The sequence below is a fragment of the Dactylosporangium fulvum genome (assembly GCF_025137375.1).
In the GTDB taxonomy this organism is placed as follows: domain Bacteria; phylum Actinomycetota; class Actinomycetes; order Mycobacteriales; family Micromonosporaceae; genus Dactylosporangium; species Dactylosporangium fulvum.
In genome coordinates this window covers 7,456,965-7,477,160 of record NZ_CP073720.1, presented here as the reverse complement: position 1 = coordinate 7,477,160, position 20,196 = coordinate 7,456,965, and the positions used below count along the sequence as shown (strand labels likewise).

General features: G+C 71.7%; 14 protein-coding genes. 8 read left to right on the top strand and 6 right to left on the bottom strand.

The features are described 5' to 3' along the window. The first annotated feature begins 17 nt into the window (after positions 1–17). Positions 18–1,343, top strand: coding sequence for a condensation domain-containing protein (locus Dfulv_RS34245; protein WP_259857955.1), 1,326 nt, complete (start codon positions 18–20; stop codon positions 1,341–1,343). Positions 1,344–1,386: 43 nt separating this feature from the next. Here Dfulv_RS34245 and Dfulv_RS34240 read toward each other — a convergent pair whose 3' ends face one another. From Dfulv_RS34240 to Dfulv_RS34230, 3 genes are all read right to left on the bottom strand, one after another. Continuing rightward, positions 1,387–6,825 (bottom strand): AAA family ATPase, encoded by a 5,439-nt coding sequence (locus Dfulv_RS34240; RefSeq protein ID WP_259857954.1) that lies wholly within the window; start codon positions 6,823–6,825, stop codon positions 1,387–1,389. Positions 6,826–7,642: 817 nt separating this feature from the next. After that, a complete protein-coding gene (locus Dfulv_RS34235) occupies positions 7,643–8,842 on the bottom strand; it encodes a M20 metallopeptidase family protein (protein ID WP_259857953.1) in 1,200 nt (399 codons plus the stop codon). A gap of 116 nt (positions 8,843–8,958) precedes the next feature. Further along, positions 8,959–9,366: a nuclear transport factor 2 family protein gene (locus Dfulv_RS34230; RefSeq protein ID WP_259857952.1), complete on the bottom strand. Its 408-nt coding sequence runs from the start codon at positions 9,364–9,366 to the stop codon at positions 8,959–8,961. Between the two features lie 311 nt (positions 9,367–9,677). Here Dfulv_RS34230 and Dfulv_RS34225 point away from each other — a divergent pair, with 311 nt between their 5' ends. From Dfulv_RS34225 to Dfulv_RS34210, 4 genes are read left to right on the top strand one after another with little or no spacing between them, the layout of a single operon-like run. Continuing rightward, positions 9,678–10,991 (top strand): cation:proton antiporter domain-containing protein, encoded by a 1,314-nt coding sequence (locus tag Dfulv_RS34225; protein WP_259857951.1) that lies wholly within the window; start codon positions 9,678–9,680, stop codon positions 10,989–10,991. Beyond that, the gene (locus tag Dfulv_RS34220) at positions 10,988–11,179 is read left to right on the top strand and encodes an MbtH family protein (protein ID WP_259857950.1); all 192 of its coding nucleotides are present in this window, start codon (positions 10,988–10,990) and stop codon (positions 11,177–11,179) included. Before Dfulv_RS34225 ends, Dfulv_RS34220 begins: the two co-directional genes overlap by 4 nt. Before the next feature lie 45 nt (positions 11,180–11,224). After that, positions 11,225–14,551 carry a non-ribosomal peptide synthetase gene (locus Dfulv_RS34215; protein ID WP_259857949.1) on the top strand — a complete coding sequence of 1,109 codons (3,327 nt, stop codon included), beginning with the start codon at positions 11,225–11,227 and terminating at the stop codon, positions 14,549–14,551. Further along, positions 14,548–14,835 carry a hypothetical protein gene (locus tag Dfulv_RS34210; protein WP_259857948.1) on the top strand — a complete coding sequence of 96 codons (288 nt, stop codon included), beginning with the start codon at positions 14,548–14,550 and terminating at the stop codon, positions 14,833–14,835. The genes Dfulv_RS34215 and Dfulv_RS34210 overlap by 4 nt, the downstream gene beginning before the upstream one ends. A gap of 65 nt (positions 14,836–14,900) precedes the next feature. Here the strand turns inward: Dfulv_RS34210 and Dfulv_RS34205 are convergent, their stop codons facing one another. Both Dfulv_RS34205 and Dfulv_RS34200 read right to left on the bottom strand, forming a co-directional pair. Then, complete coding sequence (locus Dfulv_RS34205; RefSeq protein WP_259857947.1) at positions 14,901–15,842, bottom strand: ParB/RepB/Spo0J family partition protein; 942 nt, start codon at positions 15,840–15,842, stop codon at positions 14,901–14,903. Positions 15,843–16,054: 212 nt separating this feature from the next. Further along, positions 16,055–16,861, bottom strand: coding sequence for a leucyl/phenylalanyl-tRNA--protein transferase (locus Dfulv_RS34200; protein WP_259857946.1), 807 nt, complete (start codon positions 16,859–16,861; stop codon positions 16,055–16,057). 82 nt (positions 16,862–16,943) lie between these two features. Between Dfulv_RS34200 and Dfulv_RS34195 the strand changes: the two genes are divergently transcribed. Genes Dfulv_RS34195 through Dfulv_RS34185 form a run of 3 tightly spaced genes read left to right on the top strand, consistent with a single transcriptional unit; the run spans position 16,944 to position 19,991 of the window. Next, the gene (locus tag Dfulv_RS34195) at positions 16,944–17,708 is read left to right on the top strand and encodes a thioesterase II family protein (protein WP_259857945.1); all 765 of its coding nucleotides are present in this window, start codon (positions 16,944–16,946) and stop codon (positions 17,706–17,708) included. 43 nt (positions 17,709–17,751) lie between these two features. Continuing rightward, the gene (locus tag Dfulv_RS34190) at positions 17,752–18,762 is read left to right on the top strand and encodes a fatty acid desaturase (RefSeq protein ID WP_259857944.1); all 1,011 of its coding nucleotides are present in this window, start codon (positions 17,752–17,754) and stop codon (positions 18,760–18,762) included. Then, complete coding sequence (locus Dfulv_RS34185) at positions 18,759–19,991, top strand: ATP-grasp domain-containing protein (RefSeq protein ID WP_259857943.1); 1,233 nt, start codon at positions 18,759–18,761, stop codon at positions 19,989–19,991. Before Dfulv_RS34190 ends, Dfulv_RS34185 begins: the two co-directional genes overlap by 4 nt. Positions 19,992–20,044: 53 nt before the next feature. Here the strand turns inward: Dfulv_RS34185 and Dfulv_RS34180 are convergent, their stop codons facing one another. Next, positions 20,045–20,182, bottom strand: coding sequence for a hypothetical protein (locus Dfulv_RS34180; RefSeq protein WP_259857942.1), 138 nt, complete (start codon positions 20,180–20,182; stop codon positions 20,045–20,047). Positions 20,183–20,196 lie beyond the last annotated feature (14 nt).

Here is a 20,196-nt window from a genome sequence, read left to right as displayed (position 1 = left end):
ACTAGACGGGAACAGGCATGAACTCGACTCGACGCGGGCCGTTAACATGCGCGCAACGTGAATGGTTCATGGACGTCGGCATCGACGCGGACTCGCCGTGGTCGTACGCTACGAATTTCACGAGCGTGGTCGACGGTGCCGCCGCGCGGGTGGGTGTCGTGCTGGCGGCGATCGGTGATCTGCTCGATCGGCACGAGGGGCTGCGGACTCTCCTGCTCACGACCGATTCCGGCCGTCGCGAGCAGCACGTTCTCCCGACGGCCGAGCGGCTCGGCGAAGTGGTGCGGGTCGCGCCGGCCGGTCCGGAAGCGGACCAGGCGATCGCAGCGGCCACGGCCACGGCGTTCCGGCTCGCAGAGCAACAGCCGGTGCTCTTCGTGCTGGAGACCGCCGCCGGCGCCGTGCAGCGGATCGGCATCGTCGTCGATCATTCCGCGGTCGACGGATGGGGCATGCGGGTGCTCCGCAGCGACTTCATGCAGGCCTTACGGAGTCGCATGAGCGGACGTCCGGCGTTCGACGGCCAGCCCGTGCCGGAACAGCCCCTGGAAACAGCCGAGTGGGAAATGTCCGAACCGGGCCGGGCCTACGCCGAGCGTGCCGAGGCGCACTGGCGGCGCCAGCTGGGCGCGCTGCGCGACGGGCTGTCCGGCTGGCGCCCGAACAGCGGGACGGCGCCGGCGGACCCGGTGCTCCAGTCCCGGTGGCTCGCCTCGGCGCACGCCGCCCGAGCCGCGCAGGCCATCGCCACCCGCACCGGAATGCCGGTATCGGCGATCTACCTGACCGCGTTCGGCTCGGCGATCAGCCTGGTCGAGGGTTCGCCGTGCGCCGGCATCCGTTCACTCGCCGCGAACCGGCTGTCGGCGGGCACGCAGGCGTCGGTCCGCAAGGCGGTCATGCCGGTGCCCGTCCTCGTGCCGGGGACCGGCGACCTGGCCGCGCGGCTGGCAGCCACGGCCAGCAACCAGCTGCACGGCCACCGGTTCGCCAACCTCGACCCGGCGCGAGCCGAGGCGATCAGCGCCGAAGTCCTTGGCGAACTTGCTGAGACGGGCGCGGCCGTGGCTCGATTCAACTACATCGACGCATCCATCGTGGGCAGCGCGGCGAACAGCCGTTCACTCGGCGCCGAGGCCATCCCGTTCACTGATCCGGCCGTGCAGGACCGGATCACCGAGCAGCCCGACCGGCCCGGCGGGTCGCGGTACATTCTGTCAGTCCAGCACCGGCCGACCGCGGCGCTGATGACGATCGCCTGTCACAGCGACACGACGTGGGCGCCGGCGGCCGGCGACATGCTCCGGCATGTCGAGAACGTGCTGGTGCGCGCCTCCGAGTAGGTCCGCGGCAACGCTGTCGCCCAGGTCTACGAGGACCCGTCAGTCAACCCGGGAGTTCCACGCGCAGGCTGGTGCCCTCCCCGCGGGGGCTGTGGAGCACGATCCGGCCGCCGAGTGCCTCGACGCGGTCTTTGAGGCCGACCAGGCCGGTGCCGCGGGCGAAGTCGGCGCCGCCGACGCCGTCGTCGCGGACCGCGAGGCGCAGCACGGCGCCGGCTGTGTCGGCTGTGTCGGCTTCGACGGTGACCGTGACGGCCGACGCGTGCGCGTGTTTGGCCGCGTTGGTCAGCGCCTCGGCGACGACGTAGTACGCGCTGACCTCGACCTGCTCGGGCAGCCGCCGTTGCGTGCGTATGTCGAGGTCGACCGGGATCGGTGAGCGGCGGGCGAGGGAACGCAGTGCCGGGCCGAGGCCGCCCTCGGACAGGATGGCCGGGTGGATGCCGCGTGAGATCTCGCGGAGCTCGTCCAGGGCGCCGGCTGCCCCGGTGACGGCGCGGTCGAGTTCGGTGGCGAGCGCGTCGAGCTCCGGTGGTAGCGCCGCCTGCGCCGCGCGCAGTTGCAGCGCCAGTGCGACCAGCCGTTGCTGGGCGCCGTCGTGCAGGTCCCGCTCGATGCGCCGGCGGATCTGGTCGGCGGTGGCGACGAGCCGCGCGCGGGAGATGGTGAGTTCGGCCTGGCTGTCGGCGTTGGCGATGGCGGTCGCGATGAGCTCGGTGAAGTCGGCCAGCCGTTGCTCGGTGTCCTGGGGCAGCCGTTCGCGGCGAGACCCGACGTCCATGGCGCCCCAGACCCGGCCCTCGACCAGGATCGGGCTGGCGACCGCGGAGCACAGTCCCGGGAGGGCGGCGTCGGGCAGGCTGTGCGACTCCGGGTCGTCCACATCGCGGCGAGCCGCGCGGCCGGTGGCCTGGACCGCCGCCATGGCCGAGTCGGGATGGGGTTTGCCGCGCGCCCCGGGTCGGCTGCGCTCGAAACCGTAGTCTCCCATCACCGTCGCGTCCCCGTCGGGCTCGAACCGCACGATCGCCGTACCGTCGGCGTCGAAGAGTGTGGCGACCTCTTCGGCCACCGCGGCGAACACAGGATCTGGACCCACCCCGCGGGCGACCAGGGTCGCCACCCGCCGCAACGCGGCCTGCTCGTCGGCGATCCGGCGGAATTCGGCGTACAGCTGGGCGTTGTCGAGGGAGACGGCGAGCTGGCCGGCGATGAGCTTGACACCGTCGAGCCGTTCGGTCGTGAAGGCGCCGCGGATGAGCCGGTTCTCCAGCAGCAGTACCGCCTGCAGCGTGCCGCGGCTGAGGATGGGCACGGCCAGGAGCGAGCAGCAGGTGACGCCGGTGAAGTAGGGGTCGCGGGCGAAGCGGTCGTCGCGGGTGGCGTCGGGCACGACCAGCGGCTCACGCATTCGCTGGGCGTATCGCAGCACGGACATCGGGACCAGGGGTTCTTGGGCCGTTCCGCAGAGCCGGGCGGTGCCGCCGCTGCCCGGGGTCGGCAGCAGCCAGTGCTGCCGCTCGTCGCTCCACAGCGGCAGGTTGACGGCGGTGGCGCCGGTCATCGCGCTGAGCAGCCGGGCCACGCGGGTGTGCAGCCGTCCGATGCTGGTCTCGGAGCTCAGCGCCTGCGACGCGGACAGGATGCCGAGCAGGTCGAGCGCTCCGGTGGTGACGGTGGCCCGTTGATGCCGCACGTCATCGGGCTGGCCGCTGCTCTGGTCCCCGCCCGGCGCGGCGGTCGCGTCGGGTTGTGGCCGCAGGGTCGGGTAGGCCCAGTCGAGTTGGCGGACTTTCGCGGTCGCGCCCCAGGCGAGATACTTTTCGCGCGCTTCCATGAGCAGGCTGTAGCCGCCGTGTTCGAGGCCGTGGGCGAGATAGAAGCGGGCCGCGCGTTCGGTGATCAGGGCCCGGTGCCAGGGCCGCTGACGCTGGGCGGCCTCGTGCCGGGCGGCGTCGAAGGCGAGGGCGGCGGAGCGGAAGTCGCCGACCGCCCAGGCCCGCTCGGCCTCGAGCAGCCGTAGCAGGGGCTGGAAGTTCGCCGGCGCGTCCGCGGCGCGGGCGGCCAGCCACCGCGTCGCCTCCTCCAGTTCGGACAGCAGATCGTCGCGTTCGTCACCGTGGCTGTCCCGGGCCTGCGCGGCGAGGGCCAGCCCGCGCAGCAGGTGGGCCAGGGCGGTCGGGTAGAGGCCCAGGGCTGTCGGCAGCAGCGGCATCGCCGCCGCGGTGTGCCGGGCCAGGGCGACCGGATCATCGAGGACGGCGGCGGCGAGCGCATGGTTGACATGCGCGTGGAACAGCGCGAACGGGTCTACGTGCCCGTCGGCTGCCGCCTCGTCGGCTGCTGCCGCACCTTCGCCGCGCAGCACAGCGGCCAGCCATCGGTAGGTGTCCAGCCACTGACCGACCCGCTCGCTGCCGGTACGCCGCACGAAGGCCAACCCTGTCTCCACCTCGGCGACGAAACTGTCCAGTGTCGGCGTGCTGTCCAGCAGGCCGACCGCGACCGTGTAGTAGGTGTAGCCGGCGCGGCCCAGGTCACCCGCCGCGATCAGGCCCTCCCGGGCACGCAGGCCTGCTCGGACAGCGTTTTCGACCGGTTCGAACCAGCAACAGGAGTAAGCGAACCGGTAGCCCGTCTGCGAAGTGTCGGGCTCGTAGCCACGGGCCTCGGCCAGCGCCAGGCTCCGCCGCAACGCCCGATACCCGGCACCGTAGTCGCCCAGCATCACAACCTCGGAAGCGACGTGGCTGGCGGTCGCGAGCAGGGTGGGGCACAGGCCGTGCTTGAGCCAGATCTCCAGCGCTTCCAGGCTCAGCCAGCGGCACAAGGCGAAGTCAGGGGCGACGTAGGCCGCCGGCAGGATCGTGTTGAGCAGACGGGCCGTGGCGAGCAGCGTCGGATCGGTGATCTCCGGGCCCATCTCGTCGGTGCTGTCGGTGTCGTCCAGCCACCGGTGCAGATGACGGAGCGAACGATCCAACCGGTGGTCGAGTTCGGCCTGGAGCCGGTCCGCCGCCGGCACGGTGATCCCGAGCTCCCGCAGCGACTCGGTACCGAGCCCGATCGCCTCCGCGAGCCGGTTACGGTGGGTCAGGCTGCGTATTTGCACCACCGTGGCGTCGACCCGGTCGGTGACGTTGGTGCACAACCCCGTGATCGTGTGGTACTCCTCGTCTGCCTCGTCCAAGCGGCCCAGGCCGTACAGCGCGGCGTGCCGGCCGGTGTGCACCTCCATCAGCGTGGCGGTCTCACCCGGGTCGATGAGTTGCAGCGCCGCGGTCAGCAGCGCGTTCACCAGCGCGTGGTCCCCGATCAGTGCCGCCTGGTCGACGGCGCGCCGCAGCAGCCCCAACACCCGGCGCCGTTCTGTCGGGTCGTGGACCTCGTCGACCACCGGCAGATACTGCTCCGCCGCGATCGCGAACCACTCCGGCACCTCGGCCAGCCGCCGCGCCATGGCCAACTGCAGGCCGCGGCGCCGCTGCCGGTCCAGCCCGCGCAGGACCGCCTCGCGGATCCGGTCGTGGCGAAACCGCACCGCCTCCTGCGCTCCGGCCTCCACCGACAGCAGGCCCTCGTCGAGGGCGGGCGCCAGCCGCTGTTCCACCACGTTCGCCGGCACAGCGGTCGCGGTCCCCAGCAGGCGCAGCTCGGCTCGCCCGCCAAGACACGCCATCGCCTCCACCAACTGCCACGACGGCGCCGGGACGGGCCCCAGCAACCCGGCCACCTCCGGCCGGCCCAGGTAAGCGCGCACGGCCGCCGCGTCCCACCACCATCCGCCGGCCGCCGCCGTCAGCGCGCCGTCGCGGCGCAGCGCGTTGAGCAGCTCCACCGTCTCGTACGGGTTCCCGGACGTATGCGGACTGATCATCCCAGCCAGGTCCGCCGCCGCGGTCTTGTCCACGTGCAGCATCTCGGCAACCATGGTGACGAGATGCGGCATCGGCAGGTTGCCCAGCCGCAGGTGCCGCGTCGAGGGCTGTTCCCGCCACCGCGACAGCGCCGCCGCCAGCGAATGGACCGCGTCCACGTCGTCCTGGCGGTAGGCACCCACCAGCAACAGACCTTCGATCGGCTCCTCGCTGAGCGCTACATCGACGAAGCCCAGCGGCGTGCGACCCGCCCACTGCAGGTCGTCGACGAACACCACCACCGGCCGTTGCGGCGAGGCGATCGCGCGCAGCACCTGCATCGCCGAGCGCTGCGCGCGCACCTGCGCGGTCAGCGGATCCCCCGGATGTGGCGGCACCTCGAGCAGCGCCGCGAACTCCGGCACCACTGCGGTCAGCAGGCCCGCGTTCGGGCCGACCGCCGTCAGGATCCGCTCGCGTATCCTGGCCAGCTCATCCTCCGGCTCGGCCAGTAACAGCCGGCCCAGCGCGCGAAACGCCTGCTGCACCGCGTCGGACTCCAGGTCGCGCCGGTACTGGTCGAACTTGCCCGCCACGAACCAGCCGTCCCGGCCCGTCACCACCGGCCGCAGCTCATTGACCAGAGCCGTCTTGCCCACCCCCGCCGCTCCGCCGACGAGCACCCCGCGACACCGGCCCGCCAACGCGTCCTCGAACGCCGCACGCAGCGCCGCCACCTCCGCGTCGCGACCCGCCAGCCGCGACGGCGGCGACAACCGCGGCGGAACGTCGCGCTCACCCACCCGCAGCTCAGCCGCCGCCCGCGGACCTGCGTCGCGCAACCGCTCGAGGTCGTGGACCACGCCGTCGGCGGTCTGGTAGCGGTTGTCCGGCTCCTTCTCCAGCAGATGCATGATGACGTCGGACAATGGCCCCGGCACGGCCGGGTTGACCGCCGCCGGCGGCACCGGCACCCGAGCCAGATGGTCGTGCGTGAGCCGCAGCGGGTCTGCGGAACCGAACGGTGGCGCGCCCGTCGCCAGCTCGTACAGCGTCGCGCCCAACGAGTACAGATCGGCCCGTTGATCCACCGGTCGGCCGGTCCGCCCGGTCTGCTCCGGCGCCAGGTACGCCAGCGTCCCGACGATCTCGGTGTGATGAGTGAACTCGGGACGAATCTCGGCCAGCGACGTCGCCAACGCGAAGTCCACCAGGCACGGCGCGCCGTCCTGGGAGATCACGACGTTTGCCGGAGCGATGTCCCGGTGCAACACACCCCGCCGGTGCATCCCCGCCACCGCCCGGGCCAACTTCACCGCAAGCCCGATCAGATCACCAACCGCCAGCGGCTTCGCCAGCCCGGCGAGGGTCGTGTCACCAGCATCCGCCAACACGATCGACCCCGGATACCGCGGCGCCTCCACCAGCCGCGCCACCCCGTCGACACCGCGCAACCGCTCAAGGATCGCCAGCTCGTGTCGCAGCCGCCGCGGAGCACTCGGCCCCAACGGCTCCTTGCGCACAACAGCGCCCCCGGCCGAGACGAGGCGCGCGACACGTGTCAGTTCGCTCTCATGGACGATCTCGCCGCGCCACATCTCGCTTCGCCGGCCCTCATCAGACAAGTCCGTACACGCTGCCGGACAAGCCTCATGTCCCTACCTACACCTATTTGAGCGCAACGGCGAGGGCCGCGGTCAGGCCGGGAGAAGTCGCACCTCCGGGGCTCTGACGGATCCTGGCGTAACAGCTCCTGTCGTCCGGTCTGCCAGGTGTACGGACCATGTCAGCGGATAAGAGGCAGGGGTACGATCGCCACCCCTGCATGCGCGGGGAAGACGGCCGGATCGTATGGCAGGGCGGCCTCCTCGAGGGACTACCCCCGTGTGCGCGAGGAAGACGCCCCTCGACCTCTTCAAGATCATGATCGGCGGGACCACCCCGCGTGCGCGGGGAAGACTCCCGACCGCGTCGATCGTCTGCGGCGCCTGCGGACCACCCCCGTGTGCGCGGGGAAGACGTCCACGTCAACGACGTCGGCGGCAACATCGACGGACCACCCCCGCGTGCGCGGGGAAGACTGCACGTCCCGGGCGTCGGCGTCCCCGACACCGGGACCACCCCCGCGTGTGCGGGGAAGACACTTGCTGACCTGCGGCGCTGGAGATCAACAGTGACGTTTTTGTTCAGTTGCCTCCGGCGTAGCGGTCGTGCTGAACGGCCTTGAGTGGTCGCCGTCCAGACCGTTGTTGCAGGCGTGCATATGTTTCATCCCGTGAGACAGATGCGATTGACGGCGTCAGGTGCATGATGCCATGGGTTCGCCGGTCCGTAGGCCCTGCCTCCATAGTAGGCGCCGAGACCGGGATCCACCCTCTGGCCGTGGTCGCGCATCATCCTGCCGAAGAGGAGTTGTCAAGACCGGAGGTCATGGGAGACCGATCATCGATGTAGGGTGTGCAGCCGGCTCAACAACAGGCCTGTCATGGCCCGGACGCCGAGTCCGATCGCCCGCTCGTCGGCTGCAAAGCCCGGCGCGTGCGGCAGCCCGTTCACACCGGCGTCTGGGTTGGCCACGCCGAGGAAGAACATTGCCCCTGGTACCCGGCGGAGGAACAGCGCGAAGTCCTCGCCGTTGAACGGGAATGGCGCGTGGAACACCTCGACCGTGGACACACCGGGGACGCCCCGCAAGTGTGTGGCGGCCGCGCGGCTGAGTTCCGGCGAGCACACCATCGAGGGAAACGGCGGTTGCGGGAACTCGACCCGGGTGGCTCCGACAGAGTGCGCCAGCCGGCGCACGTCCTCACGCAGTGCGGGATACCGATCGTCAGGCCAGGTGCGCAACCAGAACTGCACCCGCACCGCGCCGTCATCGGCGGGCGTGAGCAGGGCACCGGTGAAAACGAACCGCGCCAGCGGCCCATCCGTAGCCTGCAGGTCGTTGAGGAGCTGCGCGAACTCCTCGGGTGTCTGCGGCTCCGTAACGGTTGACATGTCGTTGATCGAGGCGACGAGTTGTGCACCGGTATCGGCGGCGTTCGGTCCGGACACGTCGATGTGCCCGACGTCCAGGCCGGGCTGTCCAGCGCCGGGCATGACCGCGAAGGCACCGACCGGCAGCGGACTGCAATGCAGGGCGTACATCTCTTCTGGCGCCGCCCAGTTGAGGAGACCTGCGTCGATCATCGCGCGGGCGCCGTCGAGCGTCTCCTCGGCCGGTTGGAACACGAACACGACCCGACCGCTGAACCGGTGGCGCAGCCGTGAGAGCGTCTCGGCTATGCCCACACCGATCGTGGTGTGCAGGTCGTGACCGCAGAGGTGAGCCGCGCCGGGGACCTGTGAGGCGAACTCGCCGCCAGCAAGTTCGTCGGCGGCAACCGCGTCCATGTCGGCGCGGTAGGCAACGGTGGGGCCAAGGCCGGCGCCGTCCAGCACGGCCACCACCCCGTGGCCGCCGATTCCGGTCGACACGGACAGCCCCGCGGCGCGAAGCCGCTCAGCGACAGCGGACGCAGTGCGGCGTTCGTCGCCGGCCAACTCGGGCCACCGATGAAGATCGCGTCTCAACGCGATCAGATCGGCATCGAAGTGGACCGCGATCTGATCGATGACTGAAGCGTTCGGTACGGCCGTCATGCGCCGCACGATAGGACAGATCGTCCAAGAAGTGCCGTCCGTGCGGGAGCACCTAGAAAGGCCATGCCGCCACCGTTTCGCCGGGTCGTTCGATGGTCCGTTGGGGGCGCTCCGGGTTATCTCTGCTCGCCGTGCGGGGTCATCTGGAAGCTGACGAACCGCCAGCCGCTGTGGTCGTCGCGGCGCAGGATCTGGGTGGCTACGCCCGCGAGCGTGCGCTCACCGCCGTCGGGCGTGCGGATCAGGTTGGTGAGCGGCCCGGTGATGACCGCGACGTCGCCAATGAGCCGGATGAGCAGCTCGCCCCGGGTGATGTCGAGGTAGGGGCGGCGGTCGGCGGTGTGTTCCAGCAGCTGCGTCTTGGTGTGGGTGATGCCGTGCGCGTGTGTGTGCACGAGTGTGTCGTCGAAGAGCTCGTCGAGCGTGTCCAGGTCCACGTCGATGAGTGCTCGCTGCCGGCGCCGCTCGATGGCGTGTAGTTCGGTGGTCACCTGCTCGTCGGGTGGATGAACGGTAGTGCTCATACGGGCTCCCGGTGATTGGGCGACCTGTTCCGCGGCCATTCTCTGACATCTCTGGGTCGGCTGCCGGTCGCGCCAATCGGGGACATGAACTCGTCCCGGCGGCGACCGTAGCATCCGTCGACCCGATCGCCGTGGCTCGCACCTGGCCTGGGCAAACTCTCCGACCACAGCGGATCGGCACTCGGCGGTGTGCCCGGCCGGCCGGCGGCTGTAGGCGGGCGGGAAGGTGCGCGAGAAGGACACCGTCGCCGGTTCACGTGACTGCGCTGCCGCAGTCGGTGCTGCCTACCGTCCAACACAACAGTGGGCGAATGGGGGACGGACTCATGGACATCGGTGCGGTCGCGACGTTCGTCCGCGCGCTTCTCGTGATCATCCTGGTCGCCCGGCTACTGGGCCTGCTCTGCCGGCGGTTCGGGCAGCCGGAGGTGATCGGCGAGATCGTCGGTGGCATCCTGCTCGGCCCGACCCTGTTTCACGGCGTGCTCACCCGCGAGTTGTTTCCGGCCGAGATCCGCCCGGCGCTCGCGACGCTGTCGACCGTCGGGGTTTGCGTCTTCATGTTCCTCGTGGGGCTGCACGTGGCCGACGGCAGCCTGCGCGGGCAGGGCCGCATCGCGGTGGTGCTGTCGCTCGGCTCGATGGTCGTGCCGTTCGTTCTCGGCACCCTGTTCGCGATCGGCGTCGTGGGCGATCGGTCCGGCCGGACCGCGGTGCTGTTCTGCCTCTACATCGGAACGGCGATGTCGATCACCGCGTTTCCGGTACTGGCCCGGATTCTGACCGACCGCGAGCTGATCGACACGCCCATCGGCGGTCTGGCGCTCGCCGCGGCGGCGGTCGGGGACGTTCTCGCCTGGTCGATGCTCGCGGTCCTGGTCGCCTTCTCCCGGGGGGATACGCCGCCGTGGCGCGTGCTGCTCGTGCTGCCGTTCGTGGCGGTCCTTGTCGGGGTGGTACGGCCGCTGCTGGCCAGGCTGGCGGAGCGCCGGCCCGCCGCCCGGACTCGTGGAAGGGGCGCCCGGGTGAGCCTCGGCGCCGGCCTGGTGGTCGCGATCGCCGCCGCGCTGGTGCTGTCGTCCACGGCGACCTCGTGGATGGGGCTGCATCAGATCTTCGGCGCGTTTCTGCTCGGCGCGGTGATGCCCCGGGCGGGCGCCGCCACCCTGCGCGCGCGGGTACTGCCGTGGATCGAGCGGATCGACCGGACCGTGTTGCTGCCCCCCTTCTTCGTGGTCGCCGGTTTCGCGGTCGACCTGTCCGGGATGGACGGTCGGGAGTTGGGCCTGCTGCTGTTGATCCTGCTGGTCGCGATCGGCGGCAAGATGTCCGGCGCCTTCGGGGCCGCGCGGCTGGCCCGGGTGTCCACCCGGCACAGTGCCGCACTCGCCCTGCTGGTCAACACCCGGGGGCTCACCGAGCTGATCGTCCTGGCGGTCGGTCTCCAGATCGGCCTGCTCGATCAGCGGCTGTACTCGCTGATGGTCCTGATGGCGTTGGTCACCACGTTGATGCCGGGTCTGCTGCTGCCCTTCGTCTACCCGCGGTGGCGGGCGGCGCGGGACCGCGAGCCTCGGGCAGTCGCCGCGTTCGCACCACTGCTGGAGAAGGAGAAGATGCCATGAACCCGTTCGACGACCCGGAGGGCCGTTTCCTGGTGCTCGTCAACGACCAGGAGCAGCACTCGCTGTGGCCGAGCCGCCGGGCGGTGCCGGCCGGCTGGCGGATCGTGCACGGCGAGGACAGCCGGCAGGCGTGCCTGGACTACATCGAGCACCACTGGACCGACCTGCGTCCGCTCAGCGCCCGCTGAGCGGCTGCCGCTGGATCCGCACCGCCCGCCGAGAAGGGGCAGCCAGTGCTTGCGATTTCCGATTTCCTGGAAGAACTGCGCCGGGCCGGCGTCCAGCTGTGGCTGCAGGACGGCAGGTTGCGATACCGGCCGGCCGGCGCGCTCGACGGCGAGCGGCTGGCGGTGCTGCGCGAGCGGCGCGACGAGGTGATCGCCGCGATGCGCGCCGACCCGGCACCGGCGGCCCGGCCGGACACCATCCCGCTGTCCGAACACCAGCAGGGCATGTGGTTCCTCGAACAGATGGGCGTTCTGGGGCCGGCGTACAACCAGACGGCGCTGCATCGCATCACCGGCGACCTGAACGTGTCGGCGCTGCGGTCGGCGATCACGGAGATCATGCGGCGGCACGAGATCCTGCGGACCGCCTTCCCGGCACGCGACGGGATCGGCGTACAGGTGGTGGAACCAGCCGGCGATCCCCGCTTCACCTTCCTGGACGTGTCCGACCTTTCCGCCGCCGAGCAGGACCGGTGGTTGGACGAGCGGAAGCGGATGTACGCCGAGCACCGGTTCGACATCTCCGTGGCGCACAACTTCCGCACCGAGCTGATCCGCCTCGGCCCGGCCGAGCACGTGCTGGTCTTCCGCTCGTACCACCTGGTGATCGACGGGCCCTCGCACGCCAACCTCTACCACGAGCTACGCACGCTCTACACGGCGTACCGGACCGCAACCCCGTCCTCGCTGCCCGAGCTGACCATGCAGTACGCCGACTACGCACTGTGGCAGCACGGCCGGGACGGCGCCGAGGCGAAGCGGCACATGGACTACTGGAAGGAGCGGCTGGCCGGCGCGCCGCACACCTTCGACCTGCCGACCGATCGACCGCGGCCGGCCGTCGCCGAACTCGCCGGCGACATGGTCGAGGTGCCGGTGCCCGCCGAGGTGGCCGACGCGCTGCGCCGGCTGGCCCGGCGGGAGGAAGCCACGCTGTTCATGGTGCTGCTGGCGGCCTTCCACACGCTGCTGTACCGGTGGAGCGGGCAAACCGACGTCAGCGTCGGGATGATCGCCGACGGGCGGGCGCACCCGGACGTCGCCGCCAACATCGGCCACTTCGTCAACCCGGTCGTGCTGCGGGCCGATCTCGCCGGGCAGCCGACCTTCGCCGGTCTGCTCCGCCAGCTCCGGCCCCGGCTGCTCGAAGCCCTGGAGCATCGGCACGTGCCGTTCGACCGGCTGGTGGCCGAGCTCCGGCCGCAGCGGGACCTGGCGGTTCAGCCGCTGTTCCAGGTGCTGTTCACCTACCTGGTGGCCGAGCAGTTCGACCTCCTCGACGGGCTGACCGTCACGCAGATCGAGCCGGACGAACGCAAGGCGATGTTCGACCTCACGCTGCACGCCTGGGAGACCGCGGCGGGGGACCTGCACGTAGGCATGGAGTACCAGACCGCGCTGTTCGAGCGCGCCACCATGGAACGGCTGGCCGGCTACCTGGTCACCCTGCTCGCCGGGGTGGTCGCCGCGCCCGACGTACCGATCGACGACCTGCCCCTGATGTCCGCCGCGCAGCGGCACGAGGTCCTCGAGGTCTGGAACGACACGGCCAACCGGTTCGACGACGGCAGCTGCCTGCACCAGCTGATCGAGCGGCAGGTCGCCGCCACGCCGGCCGCCACCGCGGCGGTGTTCGACGGCCGGGCGCTGACCTACCGCGAGCTGGACGAGCGGGCGAACGCCCTGGCCTGGCACCTGCGCAAGCTGGGCGTCGGCCCCGACGAACGGGTCGGCATCGCGCTGCACCGGTCGCTCGACATGGTGGTCGCCAACCTGGCGGTGCTCAAGGCCGGCGGGGCCTGTGTCCCGATCGACCCGACCTACCCGATCGCCCGCCAGCAGCTGATCGCCGAGGACGCGGCCTTGCGGCTGCTGATCCGTGCTCAGAGCGGACCGGACGGGGCCACCGAGCCGGCGCCGGTGCTGGCGCTCGACGCGTTCGGCGCGCCGGCCAGCGCCATCAGCCCGCCGAACCTGGCCGACCCGGACAACATCGCCTGGGTGCTCTACACCTCCGGGTCCACCGGCCGGCCCAAGGGCGTGGCCATGTCACACCGGGCCCTGCACAACCAGGTGCAGTGGCAGCAGCGCCAGGGCTCCGGCGGCCGCGGACGCACGCTGCAGTGGGCCGCGCTCAGCTTCGACATCTTCTACCAGGAGATGGTGACCACGCTGTCGGTCGGTGACACGCTCGTCCTGGTCAGCGAGGAGGTCCGGCACGACTTCGAGCGGTTGCTCGACGTCATCGAGGAACAGCGGATCGAGCGGATCTTCATGCCGTTCGTGGCCCTGCGGGGACTCGCCGAGCTGGCCGTGCGGCTCGACCGGATCCCGCGGTCGCTGCGCGCGGTGCTCACGGCGGGCGAGCAGCTCCAGGCCACCCTGGCGATCCGGGCCTTCTTCGAACAGATGCCGAGCTGCACGCTGTTCAACCAGTACGGACCGATCGAGGTACACCTGGCCACCTCCCACCAGCTCGACCACAACCCCGTGGAGTGGCCGGCGCTGCCGCCGATCGGCCGGCCCTTCGACAACGTGCGGACGTACGTGCTCGACGCCGACCTGCGGCCGGTGCCGCCCGGGGTGGCCGGCGAGCTGTTCGTCGGCGGCATCGCGCTGGCCCGCGGCTACCTGGGCCGCCCGGAGATGACGGCGGAGCGGTTCCTGCCCGACCCGTTCGGCACGGGCACCCGGGTGTACCGCACCGGCGACCGGGTCCGCTGGAACGCCGCCGGCCAGCTGGAGTTCATCGGCCGCTTCGACGACCAGGTGAAGATCCGTGGGTTTCGGGTGGAGGTCGCCGAGATCGAGGCGGTTCTCACCGGCCACCCCGGGGTGCGGGAGTGCGCCGTCGCCGCCCACTGGTACGGCGTCGGCGACCGGCGCCTGGTCGCCTACGTCGTGCCGGACTCGGACGCCCCGCCGGCCGCCACCGAGCTCCGCGCCTTCCTGGCCGCCCGCCTGCCGGACTACATGGTGCCGGCTGCCTACCAGACGGTGACGGAGCTGCCGCGTACGCCCAGCGGGAAGCTGAGCCGGCGGCTGCTGCCGCGGCCGGACGACGAGGCCGAGTGGGCCGGCGCGGCCGAGTACGAGCCACCGGGCACGCCGCTGGAGGAGCACATCGCCGCGATCTGGGCCGAGGTGCTGGCCGTGCCCCGGGTCGGCCGGCGGGACAACTTCTTCGAACTGGGCGGCCATTCGCTGCTGGCGGTCGCCGTCGTCACCCGGCTCACCGAGGTCACCGGGCGGAAGGTCACCCTGCGTACCCTCTTCGAGGCGCCGACCGTGGCCGACCTCGCCGGCCGCCTGAGCGACGCCGAGCCGCGATGACCGGGCCCGTGCGGCAGCCGTCCGCGTACTGCCGGGCCTGCCCGATCCGGCGGTTCCGGGTGGGCGCGTTCGACGTCGAGGCCCGGCCGAAGTCGTCGACCCGCTTCGACCGGGAGAAGGGGGTCCGCACCATTCCGGAGTCGGGCGTCCCGGTCTGCGTGCACCCGGACCGGATCGGTGTGCCGCCGGGGGCGTACGCGAGCGCCAGCACGCCGCTGCCGTACCTGTGGCGGCTCTGGCTGAGGATCCGGCTGGCCGTCTCGAGCGGCGCGCGGCCCCGCTGACCGGCCCTGCCGTCCCCTGTGGACCGGTGCCTCACCGGACACCGGTCCACAGGGGACGGACGTGGTCAGCCGTGCTGGCCGCTCGCCTTGTCGACGTGGTCGTCCTCGAGCCCCATGGCGAGCTGGATCCAGGCCGCCGCGCAGGACCGTGCCAGCGAGCCGAGGTTGAGCCGGGAGTGCGGCGGGATACGGCGCAACGAGAGCGGGATCTCGTCGGGCAGCAGCACCCGCGGACCGAGCCAGCGCAGCAGCATCCGGCCGGACTCGGTGTAGCGCAGGGACGGGTCCCGCTGGATGGTCTCGAGCAGCGACCGCAGCTCGTCGGAGGGATCGGCCTCCGGCAGCTTCACGGTCATCTGCCGGTTCACCGCCCGGTCGGCGCGCTCCGGCCGGGTCCGCCGGTCCAGTACCGGATCCTCGCCGGCCCGTAGGCGCGCCCGGACACTCCGCGCGGTCTCCACCGAGATGCCGGCATCCTGTGCGATCCGGCGCAGGGTCGCGTCCGGGTGGATGGCGATCAGCTCGGCTGCTGCCCGCCGCCCGGCCGCCCCGTTGATCGGGCGGACCCGGCCGTCCCGGCCGACCCGCGCCTCCACCGACGGGCCGTCGAGCTCGCGGCGCAGCGATCCGACGGTCTTCGCGGCCAGACCGGCGGTGAAGCCGATGGCCCGGTCGGACAGCCGCGGGTGGGTGCGGATGATCCGGACCGCCGCGGCTCGCCGATCGGCGATCGTGAGGGGCATGCCGTGCGACACGTTGAGCCGGACGGCGAGCAGGAACGCCTCGTCGCCGTCGCCGTCGAACAGCTTCGCGGAGATCTCCGGCTCGCCGCGCAGCCGGGCGGCGGTGAGCCGGTGCATGCCGTCGATCACGCGCATCGTCGTACGGTGCACCACGATCGGTGGCAGGTCCGCCTCCGTCTGCGCCAGCGACCTCGCGTGCGCCATGTCCACGCCCGCGGACCGCGGCGAGTCGGCCTCGCGGACGGCGGAGATCGGCAGCCGCACGACGGCGCTGTCCCAGGCCGAGGCCGGCTCCGCGGACGGCTCCGCACCGGCGGAGGATCGGGGTTCGTCTGGGGATTGAGAGATGTCGACCGGCACTGGATCAGCCCCCGTTCCTTGTCACGGCCTCGGTTGTCGAGCGAAGACGCACGGTCTTCGATCATCCTGACCACGCGGCCGGACGTGCGGGACTCACCTGTTTTGGGGTCAACGGCTCACTCGGGAGTCGTCTGGTCCGGGTCGGCCTCCGCGAGGCCTCGCCGAGCCGGACCGGGCGAAGTGCGCAGGAATCCCAGGCGGCGTACCTCCTCCACGCCGCCGGCCAGTGGGACCGGACCGCCGCCGCGGGCCAGGGTGGCGAGAAACTCGTGCCGCGGTACCGGTCCGGCGCCGAGCCGCTGGTTCCGTTCGCTGTCCCACTCGACGTCCAGCAGCGTCACGCCGGTGCCGGCCAGCCGGTGCTCCATGTCGAGCAACGCCACCTTCGAGGCGTTGGTCTGCCGGTGGAAGCAGGTGTCCAGGGAGAACACCGTGCCGGTGCCGACACCGACGGCGCCCCCCACCAGCTCGTCGCCGTCCCACACCTCGACGCTGTGGGCCCAGCCCAGCTTGTGCAGCTCCACCATGCACTCGCACAGCTCGTCGGTCAGCCACTCGGGAGTACGGTTCCGGCGGCATTCGGCGAGCACCTGGTCGAAGCCCTGGTTCGCGGTGGTGGTCCATTGCAGCCGGTTGCGCAACAGCCTCATGAGGCTGCGCGGCTTGGTCAACCGCCCGTACGGGACGACCGGTCGCGGGTCCGGGGACCACCAGGTCAACGCGTACGGATCGGGCAGCGGCGAGTCGAGCACCACGGTCGTCCCGGCGGCCACCGAATCCTCGTACAGGAAGTGATTCACCTCGATTTCGGCCGCTGATGCCGCCGGCATCGGGTAGGTGCCGTGCCGGTAGCCGCCGAGCACCGTGGCCGGCTCGATCCGGCCACCGATCGCGACCGGCACGTCGACCGGGGCACTATCCATCGCAAGTCCGTCCCAGACGCATCCCTCGCAACGAAACACATCCAGATTCTGGCCTCAGACCAGCGACTGACGGGAGCCCTCGATGACCGTACCCACGACAACGGGCACCTTCGGCGCGTCGGCGCGATGGCTGCGCCGGCCACGCCCGTGTCACGACCCGTCGGCCCGCCTCGTGTGCCTGCCGCACGCCGGCGGCACGGCCAGCGCCTACGCCCCCTGGGCCGCCCGGCTGCCGGCCCGGGTCGAGCTGATCACCGTGCAGTACCCCGGCCGGCAGGATCGGCTGGCCGAGCCCTGCGCGCGGTCCGTACCGGAGATCGCCGATGCGCTCGTCCCGGCGCTCGCGCCCTACGCCGACCGGCCGCTGTACCTGTTCGGGCACAGCATGGGCGGCCTCGTCGCCTACGAGGTCGCGACCCGCCTGGAGGCCGGCGCCGGGCCGGATCCGGCCGGCCTGTTCGTCTCCGGCCAGCTCGCCCCGCACCGGTCCATGCCATCCCCGGAGGCACTCGACGACGCCACCGTCGAGGCGGAGGCCCGGGCGTCCGGCTGGAGCGATCCGATGGTGTTCGACCACCCGGAACTGCGCGAGCTCGTGCTGCCGGCGCTGCTGGCCGACGTCCGGGCGGTGCTGTCCTACCACTGCGGCGATCCGGTGCGGCTGCGGTGCCCGATCGTCGCCTACGCGGGCAGCGGCGACCCCGGCGACGTGCCGGCCGAGCTGTCCGCCTGGGGTGAGCTGACCTCCGGCCCGGCCGCCTGGCGGCGGTTCGACGGCGACCACTTCTACCTCCAGTCCCAGGAAGCCGAGCTGATTGCCGACATCCTGGCCCGGATGTCTAACTGATGAGCGTCGTCAGTTGGACGCCAGTGAGTGAAGGGGGAGGACTGTGGGCGATTCGGATCTCGCCGAGCGGCACCGCTTCGCGCCGGACATCCTCGCCGCGGTCCGGGCGGCGTCCCGGCCGGACAACAGGCACGGCCCGCTCGAGGCCGTCGAGCACTGGACCTGGATCGCCTTCTGGTGCGCGACCTCGGTGCTGACGTGGCGGCACGCCCCCTGGTGGCTGGCCGTGCCCGTGTACGTCGTGGCGGTGTTTTTCATCGGCGGCCGCCAGCGGGCCGTCGCCGGCATGCTGCACATGGCCACGCACCGGGCGTTCATGGCCAACCACCGGGTCGGCAGCGTGATCGGCGCGGTCCTCGGCGGATACCCCGTGCTGCAGAGCTACACCGGCTACCGGGCCTCGCACCTCGGCGAGCACCACGGCCGGCTGGGCGATCCGGACCGGGACCCGGACTACCGCCAGTACCGGGACAACGGGCTGTGCGGAGACAACCTGAGCCGCCGGGCGCTGCGCCAGTACCTGTGGCGCGTCGTGACGCCGCGGTCGACCGCCTCGTACGTGCTCTACCTGCTGCGGCACCGCATCATGACAGCCGGCGAGCGCCCGGCCGAGCGAGTGCTCCGGGTGATCCTGCTGGCGGCGGTGCTCGCCTGGGCCGTCCTGGGCGGCTGGTGGCCGTGGTTGCTGCTGCTCTGGTTCGTACCGCTCGTCACCACGCAGGTGTGGATCGGCGCGGTGGCCGAGCTGATGGAGCACTTCCCGCTCCTCGAGACGGCCCCCCGGACGGACATCTACATGTCCTGGAACCGGGTGTACGGACTGGGCACCCGGTTCCTGCTGGGGGAGAAGGACGGCGAGGGCTTCCACCTGGTCCACCACCTGTTCCCCCGAACGCCGATGTGGCGGCTGCGCGAGGTCGACGCGATCCTGCGCCGCGACCCGGTGTACGCGGCCCTGCCCCGGCTCGGCGGTGCCCTGGGCGGCCTGGAGCAGATCTACCGGTCACTACCCCTGCAGCGGGACCGCACCGGTGCCGCGCTCGTCGGCGCATGACGGCCACGGTGGTCGTGGTCTACACGGCCGGTGCCGCCACCCCGCTCGAACTGGCCGCCGACGCCGAGGGCTACGACCTGCTGTTCGCCGCGCCCGTCGGCGCCCTGCCGGACGGATTGACCGAGCTGCTGGCGGCGGTCGGTGAGGTCGTCGACGTGACCGACGAGGCGGCCGGAGCCGCCGTGCTCGCGGCCCGCCGGCCGGACGGCATCGTGGCGTTCTCCGATCCCGACCTGCCGCTTGCCGCGCGGCTGGCGTCCCGGCTCGGCCTGCGGTACCACTCGGAGAGCGCGGTGCTCGCCGCCACCGACAAGCACGTCCAGCGGCAGCGGCTTCGCGAGGGGGGGCTCCGGGTGCCGCGAATTCGCGTGCTCGACCGGCCCGACCAGGTGCTGGAAGCCCTCGCCGCGGTGGGCACGCCGGCGGTGTTCAAGCCGGTTCGGGGCGCGTCCAGCCGGCACACGTACCGCCTGGACGGCCCGCAGGACGCGCTGCGGTACGCCGCCGACGCGTTCGCCGCGGGTGACGCCGACCGGTTCGTGGTCGAGGAGATGCTGGTCGGCTGCCCCTCGGTCGCCGGTCCCGACCTCGGCGACTACGTGTCCGTCGAGATGCTGCTGTGGCGCGGCACGGTCGCCTACCAGATGCTCAACTCGCGGCTGCCGCTGAAGGACCCGTTCCGGGAGAGCGGCTTCTTCGTGCCCGGCCTGCTGCCCGCGGCGGCCGAGGCGGAGGTCTACCGGGTCGCCGAGGCGGCTTGCCGGGCGCTCGGCCTGGAGGACGGCTGGACGGACGTCGAGCTGAAGCTGACTGCCGACGGGCCCGTGGTGATCGAGGTGAACGCCCGCCTGGGCGGCTACGTGGCCACGCTGCTCTACCGGTCGTACGGCGTGGAAGCGGTCCGGATGGCGTTCGACGTGGCCGCCGGCCGCCGGCCGGTGGCGCCGACCGGCGGGCCCTCCGCGGTCGCGTTCTGCTACCAGATCCTGCCCCCGGTCGGCGACTGGCGGCTCGCCTCCTGGGGCGGCGTGGCCGGTCTCGCGGACCGCTCGGACATCCTCTCGGTCGTCCTCATCGCCGCGCCCGGCGACCGGGTCGACTGGCGACAGGGCACCCAGGGCACGATCGGTGTGGTGGAGGGCGTGGTCGAGCGACCGGAGGCGGTGCTCACCGCGGTCCGCGCGATCGAGCGGACGATCGCCGACCAGGTGGTCTTCAGCCCGGCGTGATCGGCACGCGCGGCGCCGCCGGCCGTGCCTGACGCACCGCGCCGGCGACGGCGTCAACCGGCCGAGTTCTGCCAGTAGCTCTGGCGTCCCCGCGACCAGGACCGGCGCATCGGATCACGCAGGACCCGGGTCACCAGGCCGGCCGGGATCACGAGCAGGACATAGGCGATCGTGAGCAGGGCTTTGCGCATCAGGGATCCATTCG

What these genes read in the sequence shown, in the direction of transcription:
- Dfulv_RS34245 (WP_259857955.1), top strand. Translation starts at nt 18, where the DNA reads ATGAACTCGACTCGACGCGGGCCGTTAACATGCGCGCAACGTGAATGG.
- Dfulv_RS34235 (WP_259857953.1), bottom strand. Translation starts at nt 8,842, where the DNA reads ATGACGGCCGTACCGAACGCTTCAGTCATCGATCAGATCGCGGTCCAC.
- Dfulv_RS34230 (WP_259857952.1), bottom strand. Translation starts at nt 9,366, where the DNA reads ATGAGCACTACCGTTCATCCACCCGACGAGCAGGTGACCACCGAACTA.
- Dfulv_RS34225 (WP_259857951.1), top strand. Translation starts at nt 9,678, where the DNA reads ATGGGGGACGGACTCATGGACATCGGTGCGGTCGCGACGTTCGTCCGC.
- Dfulv_RS34220 (WP_259857950.1), top strand. Translation starts at nt 10,988, where the DNA reads ATGAACCCGTTCGACGACCCGGAGGGCCGTTTCCTGGTGCTCGTCAAC.
- Dfulv_RS34210 (WP_259857948.1), top strand. Translation starts at nt 14,548, where the DNA reads ATGACCGGGCCCGTGCGGCAGCCGTCCGCGTACTGCCGGGCCTGCCCG.
- Dfulv_RS34200 (WP_259857946.1), bottom strand. Translation starts at nt 16,861, where the DNA reads ATGGATAGTGCCCCGGTCGACGTGCCGGTCGCGATCGGTGGCCGGATC.
- Dfulv_RS34195 (WP_259857945.1), top strand. Translation starts at nt 16,944, where the DNA reads ATGACCGTACCCACGACAACGGGCACCTTCGGCGCGTCGGCGCGATGG.
- Dfulv_RS34185 (WP_259857943.1), top strand. Translation starts at nt 18,759, where the DNA reads ATGACGGCCACGGTGGTCGTGGTCTACACGGCCGGTGCCGCCACCCCG.
- Dfulv_RS34180 (WP_259857942.1), bottom strand. Translation starts at nt 20,182, where the DNA reads ATGCGCAAAGCCCTGCTCACGATCGCCTATGTCCTGCTCGTGATCCCG.